This window comes from Flavobacterium sp. LPB0248, assembly GCF_013388355.1.
Classification (GTDB): domain Bacteria; phylum Bacteroidota; class Bacteroidia; order Flavobacteriales; family Flavobacteriaceae; genus Flavobacterium.
This window is the reverse complement of the sequence record NZ_CP058246.1, coordinates 2,061,274-2,077,210: the sequence shown is the minus strand read 5'-3', so window position 1 is coordinate 2,077,210 and position 15,937 is coordinate 2,061,274. Positions and strand designations below refer to the sequence as shown.

The following is a 15,937-nucleotide window of genomic DNA, read 5'->3' as shown; positions in this document are numbered from 1 at the left end:
GGTGCAATCTTTCACAATATTACATTTTTAATTATAAGCACAACAAATTCCTAGATATGCTTAATGCAATAGTTTAAAAAAAAACAGAAAGATCTCCTAAAACAGAAAGATCTCCTAAAACAAAAAGGTTTGTCGGAAAAAATAGAGATGTAATTAGAATAGAATTTTAGAACATAAAAACTACTGCTTTTTTAAGCATGCATATTAAATCATATTTAGAATACTACTTGTCTTTTTTCAAAATCTGTTAAAAGAAATGGGATGAGTTAATAGAAATACTATGAAAAAATCTATTATTTTAAAATTTGGATTAGTGGCTTTGATTTATTTACAAGGCATCATTTCGTATTCACAAAATTTGAACTTGGATACCTTGATACCAAATAATAATAATGAAAAAGCGGATTACTTAAGTGGGGCATTTCCTAAATCAACCGCTAAACCTGCAAAACTCACTGGTGGTCACTATACCAATCCTGCAATTGAATATGTATTACCGCCTTATTTAGGTACTATATCTATTTGTCCAAATGATGGGCAACAATTGCCAAAACTATTTTTATGTGGTAACTATGATACTCGACTTATCAAATCAGACATAGATGCCTATTCTGTTACATGGTATAAATTTAATAGTGGCTCGTGCCCTCCCGCTGCGAACAATGATTGTCCTAATGACAGTGCTCCTGCTTCATGTTGGTCAATAGTAGGGCAGGGGCCAGATTACTTGGTCGATACTGAGGGCCAGTTTAAAGTAGTTATAGTAGATTACACATTTACTCCCTGTACTTTTTATTTTAATGCCTATAAAACAAATTTAGACAATGCGGTAATCACTAAAAGTGATATTGTAACATATTCCAGCGGCGGTATAAACTCATGTTCAATAGATGGACGAATTACGGTTGATGGTTTTGGGAGTGGTTATGAGTATAATTTTACTCAGGATGCTAGAGCAGATATATCAAATGTATGGCAAGACAGTAATGTTTTTAAAACTTCTATTGGTGGCACATACAATATATTTATGAGAGTAAAAGGGCTTCCAGGGGCCTGTACTTTTAACATAGGAAGTGAAAAACTGATACAATATATTAATAAAGATCTTGCTTTCAAATTTTATCCTTACAATCCAAAATGTTATGGAGAAGCAGGGACTTTAGTAACGGAGGTTGTAGGTACTGATAACCCCAATATTCCGTTTGAATATAAACTTTATGATGCCAATGATAATGAAATATATTACTATGGCCCTACATTTGAGGCCAAATATGTTTGGCCAAAGTTATACTCTCAAAATGGATCTACAGGGGGAAAAGACAAATATAAATCTACAGTAACAACTTCTTATTCTAAATGTTTTAATTATAGCTATGAAGCTGAGATAAATTTTCAGCCACCGGTAAAAGTATCATATACAATCACAGAACCTTTAATGCCTTGCAGTGATGGAAAAGTATCTATAAATGCTGCTGGAGGTACAGGATCTGGATATACGTATAATATAAGTTCTGCCGACGGCAGATTTACTTCTGTTGGAAATACAATAAAAATACTTGCTCCGGGCACTTATAAAGTGGAAGTTGAAGATGCATTTAGTTGCTCTGCAACAGCTTCAATTGTAATTCCCCCAGTTTTAAAACCCGAATATACGATTGATAAGACCGATAATGTCTGTTATGGAAATAATACAGGTAGCATAAAAATTAATGTCACTAATGCTAATGGCTACGAATTATCCTATAGTAAAGATAATGGACAAACATTTCAGATCAGCAATACATTTTCATATTTGGCATCTGGGACTTATGATGTTGTGGTAAAATATAACATAGGAAAATCATCCTGCCAAGATTTGAAGAAAATTACGATAGATGGCCCAACTTCAGCTTTAACAGCAATAGCAAAAATAACCGGATTATCTGGTTGCGGCCCTAAGGGAAAAGAATCTCAGGGAGTTGTAACTATTGCAAATCCGCAAGGAGGAGTGCCTTTTCCTGCCCCAAATTTATATCTGTATAGTTTTGATGGAGGAAAGACCTGGCAAACCTCTAATGTGGCTTTTATTAATCCTGGAGGACCATACACATTTTATATAAAAGATGCCACTGGTTGTATTTATCCAATGTCAGAAATTTATTTGGCGCCTAAGCCTCCTGCACCAGTTGTTACTATTGATCCAGTCTACAATTGTAATGGTAATGCAACAATAACTGTAAACATACAAGGAGAGGCTCCTGACTATGTTTACAGCTATCAATATTATATAGATGGAGTACTCAATACGAATAATACAAACCCTAATGTTTTTTTAGATGTAGTACCTGGTCCGCATAAAATAACAGTTGATTATAAAGAGACTAGTGCTTTGTTTCCTGACGCGGTGTCGTGTGGAACAAAAATGGATTATTCTATTCCAATCGATGCAACAAAAGCTTTTTCAGCAACAGTAATAAATCCTATAAATGTAAAATGTAGTTTAGGCACAGATGGAGGATTTACCATTACGGCTAAGAATTTTGATGCAGTATATGGTTTCGATTATTCTTTGGATGATGGACTTACATGGATCAATAGTAAGTTATCGCCTGTTATTATCACTGATAAAAAAGAAGGGATTTATAAAATAAAAGTTCGATACAATAACGGCGCTGATGGTTGCTTATCTTCATTCACGCAAGAACTTAAAGCTCCTGCATCTTTAGAGATAAGTAAAGTAATTATAGTAACTCCTGCCACTTGTCGTACAGGGGCGACTATTCAAGTGATGACCTCTGGAGGAACTCCGGCTTACCAATATCAATTACTGGATGGAACTACTTTTACTGTAATTAAAGATTTTCAAAATTCAAATATCTTTTCAGATGTTAAACCAGGAAGCTATATAGTTGTTGTAAAGGATAAAAATGGATGTCAATCGCAAAATGCTACGATAAATATAGTTATTCCTGCTCCTGATTTACCAGTTGCAACAATAGATTCAAAGGGGACATGTTTTAATGGTACTAAAGCGACAATAACAGTAAATATTACAGGAGGAGTAGCACCCTATACATATCAGGTTAAATACAATTCAGGAGCATTGAGTCCAAGTGTTCCTATTACTGGTTCTTCATTTACTTACGATGGTACTGCAATCGGAGATTATACTTTCGTGATAACTGATTCCTACGGATGTCAAACTACGGCTGTAACCCAGACAATTAACGCCAAACTTGCTGCAACTGTAAAAACTATAACATCTTTGACCTGCGAAAGTTCATCAACTGCAACAATAGAGGTGACGATTAAAGGAGGTACGGCTCCATTTACCTACATAGTTAAAAAAGGCAGTAAAATATTGTATACAAGTGAACCAATAGCAGGTCCACAGTTTACCTACAATACAGATAGTTCAGGTACCTATACATTTGTGATAAATGATAAAAACTCATGCCCAATAACGGTGACAGGAATTGTAAATGACATTACTAATCCTATAGTTAGTGCCGCGGTAACACCAATAACATGTAATAGTTTATCGAACGGTTCAGTAGTGTTAACTGGTAGTGGAGGATCAGGTGATTATATGTTTAGTGATAATGCTGTTACAGGATTTACAAAATCTCCTAATTTTTCTAATTTAAGTTTGGGATCTCATACGTTTTATGTAAAAGATAGCAATGGTTGTATGGGACAAACAACAATCGATATAAAACAACCAGATCTTATAAAGGCTTCGGCTTCCATAAAAACACCTTATACTTGCGAGACTAATGCAGAAATTATAGCTATTGCAGATGGTGGTAATGGTAAATTTACCTATGTATTAAGTGTAACTATAAATGGAATTACGACTGTAGTAGCAACAAATGATACTGGTATATTTAGTGGCTTAACAGTTGCTGGAGAATATACTGTTTCTATAACAGATACCAAAGGATGCTCTCCTTCCCCTGCAGTAATAGATGTGGGAGCTATTTATGATCTGACAGAACCTTCGGCTATGTTGATCAAAAATACAGAACTTAAATGCCCTTCAAATTTGGTTGATGTTACTATTGAGATGGTGACAGGTGGAAAGGCACCATTAGAATATGCGATAACAGCTCCTGCGGCATTAGTGAGACCATATCAGGAATCAAATCTATTCAAAGATTTAGCTCCAGGCACTTATACTTTTATAGTTAGAGACGCGAACAAATGTACATTTACTACAGTTTATACTATTGCAAAATTGCCAGTTATTAATCTCACAAGCAGTGTAGTTAATAATGTAAAATGTATAGGAGAATCTAACGGCTCCATAAAGTTTACTATTTCCGGATTAGGGAACGATACGCCATATTCTTATATTTTTGATGGAGGAACTCCTCAGTCAGGTGTCACACCACATACAGGAACTACTTTTGATCTTATTTTTACAAACTTAAATGCGGGAGAACACTCCCTAACAATTAAAAATGAAATAACTAATTGTGAACTAACAAAAAAAGAGAATGTATTAGCACCACCTAGTGCTTTAACTATAGTTTCTACAGTTGTTAAACCAGTTACCTGTAAAGATAAAGGAAGTGCTGTAATAAATGTTAAAGGAGGATGGGGAGGTAATGTTTATACTATAATAACTCCAGGAGGTATTACGATTGAGCAGACAAATAAGACGTTTAAAAATCTCGATGCTGGTAATTATACATTTTCAGTAACAGATTTCAATGGTTGTACTAATAATACTGGTGCTTTCACAATAGACACCAATCAAACTATTGATGCGGAAATTGTACCTATAGCCAATTTGTGCTTTGATACAACTGGAGCAACAATAAATGTGATACCAAATACAAAAACAAATTATACATACAGTCTTAATGGAGGAACACCACAAGATAATGGAACTTTTACAGAATTAACTCCTGGTAAATACACTGTTAGGGTTACAGACACTTCAACTGGATGTTATAAAGATTTAGATATGCAAACTGTTATTGACCCATTAACGGCTAGCATAAATTTGCAAAGTGGACCTAAATGTACTTCTGCAAGTATTGAGATAGCTGGTAAAGTAAGTGGCGGATCTCCTAATTATAGCTATACAGTAGCCATTAATGGAGATACAAATTTAGATCCAACAATATACACTATTACAGGTAATACTTTTACTTATGTCAACGAAGTTGCTGTAACTGCAACAACAGCAACAACCTATTCATTTACTATTAAAGATGCGACTGGATGTAGTACAACTCTAACAGAAATAGTACAGCCAAAAACAGATCCAGAAATAACATCTGTACTTCCGAGCGGTACTGTTAAATGTAATGGAGGAACTACAGGTTCTATTGAGGTGGTTATTAATCCAACAAAAGGAATGGGGCCTTATGTTATTAACGTTACTAAATTAGGAATTCCAGAAGTTGATTATGGCACAAAAACAACAGGCCTTCCAGCGGGAAATTATATAGTAAAAGTTACAGATGCCAATGGTTGTTTTACTAAAGCACCAGTTGAAATTATTCAGCCAAATCCTCTCGTGATAGATTTTGATAAAAAAGATTTAAAATGCGAAGATGGAGGAGTTGCCCAAGGGCAAATTATAATTAACAGTGTAAGTGGAGGTACCAAAAACTATGATTATTATGTAACAGGACCTAATGGTTATTCGCAACATATTCCCAATGTACCAGGAACAATGAAAGTTTTTGATGTTGATTTTGGATTGTATCAAATTAAAGTCGTAGATAATAATAGCTGTGACGTGGAGGTTGCAAATGTTTTGATCGCGGCTCCTGTAAATTATTTAGATATTGATATTGTAACAACTTCAACTTGTGCAGATGGCAGCGCTACAGTTACGATTGGATCTAAATTTCCAAGTACTGGACCTTTTCATTTTAATATTTATAAAGGAACAGGACAAGTATGGACTGCTGATGGTATTGATGGCTGGCAGGGAGAATTGCCATTTGGCAGTAAAACAACGACTTTTACGTCTTTGACTCCTGGAGTAATCTATTCTTTTATTGTATACGATGAAACAACAAAATGTTATTATTATCAAACTGCTGAGATGCCGATACCATCAAAATCTTCTTTAAAATTAGATGAGATAGTAATCAAAAATATTACTTGTAAAGATTCAAATGATGGCAATGTTAGTTTTGCAATTTCTAATGGTTATGATACCTCTGTAGACGTTTCCTATCAAATTTATGAATCACTTTCGAATTTACCTATAGCAGGAACTTTGGGTACTCAAACTATTGCAGCAGGAGCAACTTTACATGTTGATAATTTAGGAATTGGCGTTTTACCAGTAGGTTCTTATTATGTTTTGGTGAGGGAAACTTCGGGACCAAATACAGGATGTGGTGTGCCAACAGCCAGTTTTAATATTAAGGAATCTGCAGTTATGTTGAGCGTTACTGCTTCAGTAACCAAAAATGCAAATTGTAATTCAGGCGCAGGTATAATTGAAGTCTTTGCACAGGGAGGAACAACAATAAGTGCCAGTCCAGGAGTAAGGGCAGTTCCATATTTATATCAAATTTTCCCGACTGGTTCTCCAGTTCCAAGCGCAGATTCATTTTTGGTGGGATCACATACAAGTAATACGTTTAATGTAGATGCTGGTAATTATATTGTTTATGTAAGAGATGCATATGGGTGTGTTAAGTCTACAAATGTGACAGTTACTTTAGATCCTGCGCCAGTAATAAAAGCAGAAGTTGGAAATCAATGTACAGCAACAGAAGGAAAGTTTTCTATTGACGTTGATTTAATAACAGCAGGTATAGGGCAGCATACTTATAGTTTTGATAATGGGGCTTTCAAGCCAATCTCAACTATGTCATTTACCATTACTAATGTGTCTTCGGGTTCACATACTGTTCGAGTAAAAGATGCTAATAATTGTGTTGATGAAGTGGCTGTTCAAATATTGACGCCATTACAAATAGTGGCAAGTTTTACAACTCTGCCAAATTGTGAAGCAAAAGATGGTATAATCACAGCAATTGCTATAGGAGGTTCTGTTACAGGGAATTACCAATTTACTTTGCAAAATAATACCGTAGTTGGTGTTCCTAATATCGTACAGGATAATGGAGTTTTTAACAATATAGCGGCAGGAAATTATACCGTTACAGTAAAAGATCTTGATACCAACTGTGAAAAATCATCGATGATTGATATTGAAGTAAGAACTGCTATTGATTTTACTTTAGAATCTACATCGCCAAGTTGTGCAATAGAACAAGGAAATGTTAGTGATGGAACAATTGAAGTAAAATTGGTAAATACAGATAATTCTTTGTATACCTACATACTTACACCGACTGAGCCTGCTGGCGCTTCAAAAACGCAGGATACGCCTTTGTTTACAGGTTTGACAGCAGGCCTTTATAGTATAAAAGTTATTTCTGACAAAGGCTGTGATGATACAAAAACGATTAGAATAGATGATGCATCACCTATTACGGCGACATTGCTTCAGGATGATTTTAAATGCAATGGAAACGATCTGAAAGCTAAAGAGATTACTATTCTTCCGAATGGAGGTAACGGTACAGGTGCAATTTCAGATTATGTATATAGCAACGACGGAGTAAAATGGGGACCAACCAATACTTTTGAGGTAATTGATAACAAAACGATTCAGGTATTAACCTACTATGTGAAAGATAGTAAAGATTGTATTGGCAGTAATACAATAACAATTGATCCATTCCCAAAATTAACCGCGCCTGAAGTAATTTTTGGTCCGTCAATAGATTGTGAGAACGGAAAACAAGAAATTAACGTCACTATAAAAGGAGGTACAAATACTCCAAACCCATTTAGCTATTTGGTGTATCAAGATGGAGAGCTTATAACAGAAAAAATACCGGTAACAGGTAATAAATTTACCTACGATGCTTTAACAGCTGGCAGCTATTATCAATTCGAAATATTTGATAATAATACGAACTGTTCGATAATGTCTGATCCGTATGAGGTTCAGTTATTTAATAAATTGAAAGTGGTTGCAACATCGACTGATGTAGGATGTAACGGAGATAGTACTGGAACAATAACTATTAATGTTAAAGGATATTCTGGAGCATATACTTATGAGGTTTTTGATGGGCTTAATTTTGTCGTGAGAGGAGAAGGCGATACTACTTTGGGGGCAACTTTAGCGAGTGAATTGCGTGCAGGAAAAAATTACACAGTTGTAGTTAAGGAAAGTGGTTATCCGCAATGTTCTCAGACTTCGAATACTGTTATTATTGCTGAACCTCTTTTACCGTTGAGTTTAAGTAATGATATTACAATTGTAAATCAAAACTGTAATACTTTAGGGACTACTGTAACAGTTCCAATAACTTCAGTTACAGGAGGAACTCCAGATTACAGTTATGCATTTGTTCAGGAAGGAACTTCGCCAAGTGGTTTGTATAGTGATAGTAATATAGCGACACTTGACCCAGAGTTAAATACGAAATGGGATGTTTGGGTTATGGATAAAAATAAATGTACCGCTAAGACAGGTATAACTATTGCCAAAGATCCAATTCCTTCTGCAATTACAGCAACACCTCATAGTCAATGTTATGATCCTGATACAGATACTTATTCGATAAGTGTTACTGCTAGTGGAGTAGAACCTTTGCAATATGGTTTAGATAAAGAGAATTTTACAACAAATAATGTTTTAACAGTAAATTCACCAGGTACATATGATGTATATGTAAAAGATGCTAACGGATGTATTAGCAAAGCAGAAGATGCCTTTACGATTCTAGATATGTTAGAATTATCTGGAGAAATTACGACTTACCCAAAATGTAATGGTAATGAAGGAGTAGTTACACTCAAAGCTTCAGGAGGAACAGTTGCGCCAACAAATTATCAATATAGCTTAGAGACGGGAGCTTTTGGCGATTCTAATGAATTTAAAAATTTAGGACCGGGAACATATAGATTCTGGGTAAAAGATGTGACTACTGGTTGTACAAAAGATTTTGATATAGAAATTCCTACAGCAAATTTGATTCCGAGTATTCTTTTAACTTATACTGCCACCTCTTGTAACGAAGCATCAGATGGAACAGTAACTGTTGCAATAGATGGCAATGCCGATAGTGCTCACTATAAATATAGTTTAACAGGAGATAAAGGGCTCCAAAGAGGACTTCAGGAAAGTGCTGTTTTTGAAAATTTGCCAGCAGACAACTATACGGTGATGGTTATTTCGGATAGAGGTTGTGAAGCCGAAGAACAAGTAAAAGTAACTGAACCAAATGCAATTAATGTAGAGGTTGTGGATATAACCCAGTTTGGCTGTGAAGGATCCAATAGTCCTAATGTTGCCACTATTAATGTAAATGCAACAGGAGGTTCGGAAAACTTTACAATTTATGAATTTACTAAAATTGGATCTCCAAATAAAATTGTTCAGGCAGATAATCGTAACAAATACATTGAAACTGATTATGATGGAGGTTCTTATCTTGTAAAAGTATATGATGATAAAAATTGTGAAGGAACTGCTGAAGTTCCGATTACCATCAACCCATATATCGGCCTAGATAAAATAGAGGTAGATGTTTTAAAGTCAATACCTTGCATGAATAATGAAGATGTTCAGGTAAAAGTAAAAACAACAGATGGAACAATTATAACAGTACCATTAACATATAGCATTACAGGTATAGATTCAACAGTATACAATGATACTAATACAGATGGCTTGTTTACAGGATTAACAATAGGAAACTATCTTGTTTCGGTTAAAAATCCCGCAACAGATTGCGTTCTTGAAACATTTTATTTTGTTAAAGACTCAAATACATTTGAGTTACAAGTAAGTAATGTAGGCAACATTCAATGTTATGGAGGTGACGATGGAAGTGTTAATCTGAATCTAACTGATCGTCAAATAATTCCAACTAATAATACATTAGAATTTACCTATTTGATTAATGATGATTTAGGAAGTCAGGTCGCATCAGGTAAAAGTAAAACTGATGGAACGGCGGCAATTACAGGTTTAAAAGCTGGTAATTATACTGTTACGGCCACACTTGTAGATAAACCATTTTGTTCCGTTGAAAACACATTCACAATTGGAGAGCCAATTGCTAAACTACAAATCGAGGAAATACATAATTTAATTACATGTAATCCAGGTAACGATGGAATCATCACGGTAAAAGGCAGTGGTGGATGGCCAGGTAATTATGAGTATGCACTAGACGGACCAATAAAGGTAGCTTATTCAGAGCAATATGAGTTTATAGGTTTAACAGCAGGAATATACACGGTGAGTGTTAAGGATAGCAGAGGATGTGTTGCGACAACAGCGGTCACATTAAAGAATCCAGATCCAATAAGTGTTGTTGCAACAGCAAGTACGTTATTATGTTTTGGTGATGAAAATGGAGAAATAGAAGTAACGGCAACGGGAGGATTAGAAAATAACTATTACTATGTTTTAAATATGTTGTCTGTCGATCCTCCAATCTCAACTATAGGACAAACAATTCCTTTTTTCAAAGGATTAAGTGCTGGGGTCTATTCAGTAACAGTGACAGATGGATTGGATTGTGTTGGAACCAGTTCTGATATTGTAATAGCTCAACCTACTGAAATTGTTGCAACATTGAAGCTGGAAACTAGAAAGACTTGTCAGACTTCAGCAACACTTACTTTAAGTGCAAAGGGAGGTACAGGAATGTATGAGTATAGTAATGATCCGACTTTTACTACTACGATAGGTTCATTTACATCATCAATAACATTTGAAGCCTCTTTAGGGGATCACCAATATTATGTTAGAGATGCTAATAGATGTGTAGCATTTGTTTCTAATACTGTTACCGTTAGTGAAGTTGCGCCCCTATCGTTGGAGTTAAATTTAAACGGAGCAATTGTGTATTGTAAGGGAGATATAAGCGCTTCCATTGATGCAATTGCACTAGGCGGTTTAGGCAATTATAAATACACTTTGATTAATGACGAAGGCGATATAGTAAGATCACCTCAAATAGATACTTATTTTGGTTCACTTTCGGCAGGTAAGTATAAGGTAAGAGTGAATAGTGGAGATTGTCAATTTGATTCGGATTTAATTACTATCAATGAGCCGATAGAAGCATTAACCGCTAGCTCAGTAGTAACAGATGCGACATGTAACAGTGAAAATGATGGCAAAATTGTAATAACGGCAAGCGGAGGAACAGGAAAAATTAAATATGCTATTTCACCAAATTTAAGTCAGTTTGAGGATAACAATACATTTAATCATTTAGCTGCGGGCGTTTACACCATTCTAGTTCAGGATCAATTTTCATGCTTCAAAATATTAGAGTGTGAGATTAAAGAGCCAGTTGTGTTGACTGCAAAAGTCATAGGTCCTATTTTGCAGGAAACCTGTGATGGTAATAACGATGGCGCATTTAGTATTGCAATTATCGGAGGCACACCTCCATACAGTGTAAGTCTTGATGACAAATTTGGAGTTTATGTACCAGTTTCAGGAGCACAACATGACTTTGTAAACCTTAAAGGAGATAATCATACTGTATACATAAAAGATGCAGGCTGTTTGATTGAAATGGTAGTTATGATGGATAAGGCGGTTATATTGCAACCTAAATCAAAAATCAATACTGAGTGTGCCAACAATGCGGTACAAAATTCTGTGACAATTACAGTTGATAAAAGTAATACCAACTTGGCAGATATTGATTATTCTCTTGACGGAGCAGCTTTTCAGATTAGTAATGTTTTTACCAATATAACTCCAGGAACACATACTGTTACGGCAAGACACACTAATGGTTGCGAACAAACAACATTGCCATTTACCATTGATGAGGTTCAGCCATTAACGCTGTCACTTACAGATGGCCATATAAACGAAATTATTGCTACTGCAACTGGTGGTGGAGGAGATTATCAGTACACATTAGACGGGGAGTCCTATGGCTCACTTAATAAATTAATTATTTATAAAACTGGTACGTATACTATTACTGTTACCGATAAGAACGGATGTACTGCAACATTGTCCAAGTATATGGAGTACATTGACATTTGTATTCCAGATAATTTTACTCCAAATGGTGATGGGATAAACGATACCTGGGGACCTGGTTGTACGATAAACTATAAAGATTTGGTTTATGAAATCTTTGACAGATATGGCCGAGTAATTGCCAAGTACAGATACGGTCAAAAATGGGATGGGAAATATAATGGAATAGACCTGCCTTCTGGTGATTACTGGTATGTGTTAAAACTTAACAATAATAAAGATAACAGAGAGTTTGTTGGGCACTTTACCCTTTACAGATAACTAATGGCAAAATATTTTGTTATCTAAAATTAAAAATGCAATGAAAAAAATTATAATATCAATTCTGCTTATGGCTGTAACATCAGGTTACAGCCAAGAATTGAATTTGCCTGTTTTTACGCAATATCTTGCAGATAATCCATTTGTAGTATCTCCAACATTTGCTGGAATTGGTGATAACCTTAGAATACGTGCCAATGGATTAACACAATGGGTAGGAATTAAAGATGCACCCGATAACCAATCAGTTTATGCTGATATGCGTATTCTAGATCGCTCAGGAGTAGGAATCTCTCTTTACAATGATAAAAATGGATATACAAAACAAATAGGAGCTAAAGTTTCTTTTGCACATCACCTGATTTTGGATTATTATTCAAGAGAATACCTGTCTTTTGGGATCTCCTATAATCTCAATAATTTTAAGATTGATGTAGATAAATTTAGTACAACATACGAAAACCCATTTCCAGATCCTGGTATTACTAATAACAGATCTATTTCTAATCATAATTTTGATGTAGGTGTTTTGTATAGAAATAAATCGTTTTATTTTAGTTTAAATGCAAGTAACATTTTGAATAAACAACTTGATAAATTTGATAGTAATGAACCTAATTTGCTTCGAAATTACCAAGTGTATACTGGATATGTTTTTAAGGGAAAAGAAAATAATAAAATCGAGTTTGAACCATCTGTTTATTATCAATTGTTTGAAGGTGATAAACGTTCTAGTACCGATTTGAACTTTAAGTTTAGACAGTACAACCGCTTTGAAGATTATTATTGGATAGGCGTTTCTTATCGTTTTCTCAATGATCAAGCATTTAAACCTTTACTGGTTGGTCCAATGGCTGGTTTTAAGAAACTTGATTTTTATTTTGGATATTCTTATCAGGCATCACTTAATCAAATTGGAGCTTACAATTCAGGTACTCATGTTGTAACTATTGGATTTGATTTTCTTCAGTCCATTAGTAATTGCCCTTGTACTCAAAATCCAGTTCGTAACTAATTCTTAAAAAAGCTAAACTGGATGATGAAAAAGATTTTAGTAATATTAAAATGTCTTACAATTGAATACTTACTCTTTTTACAAAGTCATCTGAAGGTTTTCTATTAAAGAAGGAATAGTATTTTGATGAAAAATAACTTAATCTGTTGTAATTCAGTTCGTAAATTATTTCAGTTAAAGAGCTATAATTGCCACTTTTTAAAAGTGTATTTGATAAAAGCATTTTTTCCTGTGTAAAGAAAATATTTGGAGTTACCTTATATTTTAATTTAAATAAATAGATGTATCTGGATGATGACATATGCGCCATTTTAGATAAAAACAGAATAGAAGGAAATGGGTTATGCAGATTTTTTACAAGATAGTCTCTGGTCGCACTGATGGCTTTTTTTTCAGTGTCGGTAATTTCATTTTTTTCTTCTTTTAAATCGGAATAGCGATTTAAAAAATTCCCCAAAATTTTTAAAGAAGCGCCTTTTAAATAAGAGTCGAATAGGGATTCAATAAAAGATTTTTTCCTAATAGACTCAATCAATACAATGCTATTACTGTCAATAGTGTCATGATAATGAAGCGGTTCGTTGTTAGTTTCTATCTCTTGAATTAGAGGGCCTTCATTTTGATGGTTTTTAAGAAATCCGTTAAGTAAAATTTTATCAATTAGTAAACGTAGCACAAGTGTTCGACATCCTACAGGAGGACTAAAAGAACTATCAACATCACTACTTAAGATGGTTAAGCCAGAACTTTGTGATACTCCCGTTTTATAATCGATATCATTTATTTTTATAGAACTGGTTTTTTCACTTAAATCAAAATGAAAGATATAAAAGTCATTGTCTGATTTAGTATGATTTATTTTTATAGGTTTTGTTAAATTGAAGTCTATAAACAGTACAGAAATTCCTGAGGTAATTTGAGTAAAATAAGATTTCCCCTTACCAAGTGTTTCTGGTAAAACAATAATTTCTTTGTTTAGGATAGTATTATCTTTTGCGCAAGTCAGTCGATACTGCCACTCTGAATTTAAACTGTAAAAATGTGTGGACTTTCTCATAATTAGTAAAACGATTTTTATATTTAAAGGAAGTTTTGCTTTTACAATTGTTTAGCAAAAGCACTTGGCGAAAGCCCAAAATGTTTCTTAAACAAAAAGGAGAAATAAGAATGATTAGAAAATTTAAGCTTATCTGATATTTCGGCTATTGATAATCTTTGCTCTTCAATTAGCTCTTTGGAACGGTACAGTTTGTTTTCGATAAAAAAAGAGTTAGGAGTCAATCCAGTTATTTTTCTAAATAAGACCAGAAATTTAGATTCAGACATATTGGCTTTTTTTGCCATTAATTTGATAGAAGGAAAATGATTTTCGATATTTTCCATTAAAAATATTTGGCTCAAGATAATGCGTGATAAATCATCTTCATGGATAGTCTGAGAGATCATGGTATTGGTTGAAATTTTTTTTAAAAAATTACAAAGCAATATATGCACAGTTCCTCTAAGGTTCAAATCGAAAATGTCTCCTCCAACTTTTAGTTTACGCAAATCATTTATAAGGTTAAAGCTTTCACTGCTAATTCGATATAATCTTGTAGGGATGCTTTTTGATGAGTCGTTGCTGGTGAAAATATCTTGAAAAGGAATGTTGTTTTCTTCAGCAAAAGATCTAATCGTTTCTTTGTTTATGAAAATAGCCAGTAAAAAAGTTTTGGTCCCTGCATTCACAAGATATTTTGTTTGTAAATTACTGTCAATTACTCCAAAGTTATAATTCCAATGTCCAACTTTATATGTATTATCAGCATTAAATAGCGCTCCTTCGCCCTCTGTTAAATCGTAATAAAGGCTTATAAAATTATCAGTTGTATTTTCAGTAATAAAACAAAAATTTTCCTCATTAAAAGTTTCAACGTAATAGGCAGTAATTCCATCTTCGCAATTAAGAATGTATCTCGTTTTCGGTAATTTGTTGTCTTCTTTTGGAATTATAAAATTATTCTCAAACTTTCCGCCTAATTTCTGAGCTAATGATTCCGCCCAATTTAAGTCTGTACCGAATGAATGTTTAATTGTTCTCATAGAAATAATATTGCAGTATCAAATAAGAAGTATGGTAAATACAACAACAATCAATTAATTTGAGTTTTTCTATTTATAGATAAATCTTTAAAATAAAATATTTGGTGTCAACGGTGCAAAATTAGAAGGGTAAAAGGAGATCAATTGCTTCTTTAGGTTATAAGAGTATTAAAATAGGGTTTTGTTCTTATTGTAAAACTAAAACCATTTTTAGGACGGAAGATAACGGATTGATGTCGTTGAATTCGCTGTAAGATATGTGCGTATCATCGTTTTTACACTACTTCCAGGAATTATAGAATGTTATAAAATAGCTGGAGATTACAATTTTATGCTGAAGATTTTGGTGCAAGACATGACTAGTTATCAGGATTTTATAATGAATAAATTGTCAACGATCAAGAACATCGGAAACGCTAATAGTATTTTTGTAATGGGAGAAATCAAACACAGTAACGCTTTAGAATTTTAATTTTTTTTGCCATAGATTAAAAGGATTATAGCGATTTTTAGGAATGTGT

The 15,937-nt window shown here is 34.0% G+C and carries 5 protein-coding genes; 3 read left to right on the top strand and 2 right to left on the bottom strand.

What is annotated here, in order from left to right:
- Window positions 1–280: 280 nt before the first annotated feature.
- Both LPB248_RS08585 and LPB248_RS08580 read left to right on the top strand, forming a co-directional pair.
- Window positions 281–12,319 (top strand): T9SS type B sorting domain-containing protein, encoded by a 12,039-nt coding sequence (locus tag LPB248_RS08585; RefSeq protein ID WP_177211064.1) that lies wholly within the window; start codon window positions 281–283, stop codon window positions 12,317–12,319.
- Window positions 12,320–12,359: 40 nt separating this feature from the next.
- Window positions 12,360–13,334, top strand: a complete 975-nt coding sequence (locus LPB248_RS08580; RefSeq protein WP_177211063.1) for a type IX secretion system membrane protein PorP/SprF — start codon at window positions 12,360–12,362, stop codon at window positions 13,332–13,334.
- Window positions 13,335–13,389: 55 nt separating this feature from the next.
- Here the strand turns inward: LPB248_RS08580 and LPB248_RS08575 are convergent, their stop codons facing one another.
- Together LPB248_RS08575 and LPB248_RS08570 are read right to left on the bottom strand one after the other, a co-directional pair.
- Entirely contained in the window at window positions 13,390–14,391 is a 1,002-nt protein-coding gene (locus tag LPB248_RS08575; RefSeq protein ID WP_177211062.1) for a helix-turn-helix domain-containing protein, read from the bottom strand.
- A gap of 41 nt (window positions 14,392–14,432) precedes the next feature.
- The gene (locus LPB248_RS08570) at window positions 14,433–15,416 is read right to left on the bottom strand and encodes a helix-turn-helix domain-containing protein (RefSeq protein WP_177211061.1); all 984 of its coding nucleotides are present in this window, start codon (window positions 15,414–15,416) and stop codon (window positions 14,433–14,435) included.
- Between the two features lie 259 nt (window positions 15,417–15,675).
- On the opposite strand from LPB248_RS08570, the gene LPB248_RS08565 reads away from it, so the two are divergent.
- On the top strand, window positions 15,676–15,888 hold the full coding sequence (locus LPB248_RS08565; protein ID WP_255462896.1) for an Lrp/AsnC ligand binding domain-containing protein: 213 nt from the start codon (window positions 15,676–15,678) through the stop codon (window positions 15,886–15,888).
- The last annotated feature ends 49 nt before the right edge of the window (window positions 15,889–15,937 follow it).